At 63.2% G+C, this 3,373-nt stretch carries 4 protein-coding genes; all 4 read right to left on the bottom strand.

From position 1 onward, the window contains the following. Positions 1-13: 13 nt before the first annotated feature. From V0R62_RS26555 to V0R62_RS26540, 4 genes are read right to left on the bottom strand one after another with little or no spacing between them, the layout of a single operon-like run. Positions 14-886: a transporter substrate-binding domain-containing protein gene (locus V0R62_RS26555; RefSeq protein ID WP_198743515.1), complete on the bottom strand. Its 873-nt coding sequence runs from the start codon at positions 884-886 to the stop codon at positions 14-16. Beyond that, entirely contained in the window at positions 883-1,656 is a 774-nt protein-coding gene (locus tag V0R62_RS26550) for an amino acid ABC transporter ATP-binding protein (RefSeq protein WP_330105813.1), read from the bottom strand. Before V0R62_RS26550 ends, V0R62_RS26555 begins: the two co-directional genes overlap by 4 nt. Further along, positions 1,653-2,312: an amino acid ABC transporter permease gene (locus tag V0R62_RS26545; RefSeq protein WP_330105812.1), complete on the bottom strand. Its 660-nt coding sequence runs from the start codon at positions 2,310-2,312 to the stop codon at positions 1,653-1,655. The genes V0R62_RS26550 and V0R62_RS26545 overlap by 4 nt, the downstream gene beginning before the upstream one ends. Then, entirely contained in the window at positions 2,293-2,958 is a 666-nt protein-coding gene (locus V0R62_RS26540) for an amino acid ABC transporter permease (RefSeq protein WP_330105811.1), read from the bottom strand. Before V0R62_RS26540 ends, V0R62_RS26545 begins: the two co-directional genes overlap by 20 nt. Positions 2,959-3,373: the final 415 nt, after the last annotated feature.

Below are 3,373 nucleotides of genomic sequence, written 5' to 3'. Positions count from 1 at the left end.
ATCCGTCAGGCGATCAACCCTGCCACTTGCCGCCTTCGACGATGACGCTTTCAGGCTTGGTGTCGTCGCTCAGTTCCTTACGTACGTACTGGTCATACAGCTTGAGCAGGAACTTCTCCTCGCCCAGCTTGGCCAGCTCGCTGTTCACCCAGTCGCGCAACTCGGTGTTGCCCTTCTTCACCGCCGGGGCGATCGGCGCCTCGTCGCCCAACAGCTGCGGCAGCACGCGATAGCCCGGGTTCTGCTTGGCCCAGCTGAACAGGATCAGGTTGTCCTGGGCATAGGCATCGCCACGGCCATTGGCCAGGGCAGCCAGCGACTCGGTGTTCTTCTCGAACTTGAGCAGCTTCCAGTCCGGATGGTTCTTGGTCAGCCAGATATCGGCGGTGGTGCCGGTGGTGACGATGATTGTCTTGTCGGCCAGGTCGTCGAGCTTCTGCACCGGGCTGCCATCAGCGACGATGGCCTGTACCGCCACACGCAGGTTGGGGTTGGTGAAGTCCACCGCTTCCTTGCGCTCGGGGGTGACGGTCATATTGGCGAGGATCAGGTCGACCTTGTCGCTCTGCAGGAACGGAATGCGGCTGGCAGGCTCGACGGCGACGAACTCGACCTTGCTCTCATCGCCCAGCAGGTCCTTGGCGAAGCGGCGGCCGATGTCGGTGTCGAAGCCGACGTAGCGGCCGCTTTCATCGACGAAGCCGAACGGTGGCTTGTCGGTGAAAACGCCGACGATCAGCTTGTCGCGGGCCTTGATGGTTTCCAGGTAGCTGGTGGCCGGCGAGGCGGCGGCAGGTTTGGCCGGGTCTTCGGATTTGTTGCAGCCGGCCAGCAGGGCCAGGCCAAGCAGTGGAGCGAGCAGTTTGGCGAACGGGGCAGTCTTCATGACAGTTCCTTGTGCAGTGTCTTGGGCAGGCTTTCGACGAACGAGAATTTCTCCAGGAACTGCTGCGCGCGTGCGCTCTGCGGTTGGGTGAAGAAGCGCTCGGGGTGGTTCTGTTCAAGGATCCTGCCGGCCTCCATGAACACGATTCGGTCGGCCACCGCGCGGGCGAAGGCCATTTCGTGGGTGACGATGAGCAGGGTCATGCCTTCGCGGGCCAGACCCTGGATCACCTGCAGCACCTCCTTGACCATCTCCGGGTCGAGGGCGGCGGTGACCTCGTCGAACAGCATCACCTGGGGGTTCATGCACAGCGAACGGACGATGGCGATCCGTTGCTGCTGGCCACCGGAGAGCTGGCGGGGAAAGGCGTCGCGCTTGTCCAGCAGCCCGACCCGGGCCAGCAGTGCCTCGGCCTGGGCCTGGGCCTCGCGACGTTCGCGCTTCTGCACCTTCAGCGGACCCAGCAGCAGGTTGTCGATCACGCTCATGTGGCCGAACAGGTGGTAGCTCTGGAACACCATGCCGACCCGCTGACGCACCTGGCGCCAGTCGGTGTCGGGGCCGAGCAGCTCCTGGCCGTCGAGGCGCAGGCTGCCGCCCTGGGCCTCCTCCAGGCCGTTGAGGCAACGCAGCAGAGTGCTCTTGCCGCAGCCGCTGGGGCCGAGGATCACCACCACCTCGCCGGCCTGGACCTTGAGGTCGACGTCCGCGAGCACCTGGTGCTGGCCGAAGAACTTGTTGAAGCCTTGGAATTCGATCAATGGATTCATGCGTGGGCCCAGCGCCGCTCCAGCACGCGGGAGGCGGCCGACAGCGGATAGCAGACAAGAAAGAAGAACAGGAACAGCGCGCCGTAGATCAGCACCGATTCGTAGGTGCGCTCGATGATCTGCTGCCCCGCCTTGATCACTTCGACCACGCCGATCAGCACCGCCAGCGAGCTGGTCTTGATGATCCGCGTGTAGATATTGATAGTCGGCGGGGTCATGCGCTTGAGCGCCTGGGGCAGCAGCACGTAGCCATACAGCTGCCAGCCGCCCAGGCCGATCGACAACCCCGCCTCGCGCTGCCCGCGTGGCAGCGACTGCAAGGCGCCGCGCACCACCTCGCCGACCTCGCTGGCGCCCCACAGCCCCAGCACCAGCACCGCGCACCAGAAGCTGGGGATGCTCAGGCCGAAGAAGATCGGCAAACCGAAGAACACCAGGTACAACCAGACCAGCACCGGGATCGCCCGGAACAGCTCCAGGTACACCTGCAGCAGGATGTTCAGCCAACGGTTGCCGAGGGTCGCCAGCACGCCGTAGAGCACGCCGCCCACGGTGGCGAACAGGATGCCCAGGGCCGAAATCGCCAGGGTCTGCGCAGCCCCCGTGGCCAGTTGCGGCAGCGAAACCAGCAGCAGCTCAATGCCCGAACTGGCCATGTTGCAGCCTCCGTTCCAGGTAGCGCAGCAGCAGCGACAGCGGCAGGAAGATCAGCACGCAGAGCAGGGTCAGCACGGCGAGCATTTCGTAGGTCTTGTAGTACAGGGCGATGTAGTTCTTGGTGGTGTAGAGGATCTCCGGCACCGCCACCGCCGAGACCACGGTGGTCTCCTTGAGCAGGAACACGAAGTTGGCGAACAGCGCCGGCAAGCTGAGGATGCCGGCCTGGGGCAGGATCACATGGCGCAGCAGCTGACCCTCGGAAAGCCCGATGGATCGCCCGGATTCCAGTTGCGCCCGCGGCACGGCCTCGACCCCGGCGCGCAGCACCTCGGTGAGGTAGGCACCGCCCATGAACGTCAGGGTGATGATTGCGGCGGTGAAGCCGGAGACCTTCAGCCCCAGGCTCGGCAAGGCGAAGTAGACGAAGAACAACTGGATCAGCAGCGGTGTGTTGCGGGCCAGTTCCACGTAGCCCTTGACCAGGCGCCACAGGTACGGCGTGCGCAACACCAGGATCGTCGCGTTGAGCAGCGCCACCAGCAACGAGGTGACGATGGCGATCGCCCCGACTTGCAGGGTCACGCCAACGGCCTTGAAGAAGGCCGGCAGTGTGCTAAGCATGAAAGCGGTGTCGAAGCTCATGGAAGGGGCCTCGACACGGGGTCACGAAGGTACGGCATAGGGCAGGTCCAGGGTCGGCACGAGGGTGGCTCGGCGTCGTTTCACGAATAGTGGCGCTGTGCCGGTAAGCACGAACCCTAGACTCTAAAGGTATAAAAATATTTCTCTAAATACCTTTATTGAATATCTATATCACCGCCCCGTGACGCTCGGAAATTTCCTTCACCACACACGGACCTTTCCGAGAATTTTCCCCTCCAAGGGGTTTCAAACTGTGACTTGCACGGCCCATCACATTTAACAAGGAAGACAACGATGAACAGCCCCTGCTTGCCTGCTTCGAATGAACAACTGCTGTGGCTCCTGGCCCTGCGCCGGGCGCTGGCCAGTCAGCGCTGAGCCCTCTGTTGGGACCCGCTGTCATACAAAACGATTG

It is taken from the genome of Pseudomonas carassii (genome assembly GCF_036324045.1).
Taxonomy (GTDB): domain Bacteria; phylum Pseudomonadota; class Gammaproteobacteria; order Pseudomonadales; family Pseudomonadaceae; genus Aquipseudomonas; species Aquipseudomonas peradeniyensis.
Note: the sequence above shows the minus strand (reverse complement) of the source record. Positions and strands in the feature narration are given on the sequence as shown.

Bases quoted from the DNA above. Each gene is read 5' to 3' on its own strand.
- V0R62_RS26555 (WP_198743515.1), bottom strand. From the start codon at position 886: ATGAAGACTGCCCCGTTCGCCAAACTGCTCGCTCCACTGCTTGGCCTG.
- V0R62_RS26545 (WP_330105812.1), bottom strand. From the start codon at position 2,312: ATGGCCAGTTCGGGCATTGAGCTGCTGCTGGTTTCGCTGCCGCAACTG.
- V0R62_RS26540 (WP_330105811.1), bottom strand. From the start codon at position 2,958: ATGAGCTTCGACACCGCTTTCATGCTTAGCACACTGCCGGCCTTCTTC.
- V0R62_RS26550 (WP_330105813.1), bottom strand. From the start codon at position 1,656: ATGAATCCATTGATCGAATTCCAAGGCTTCAACAAGTTCTTCGGCCAG.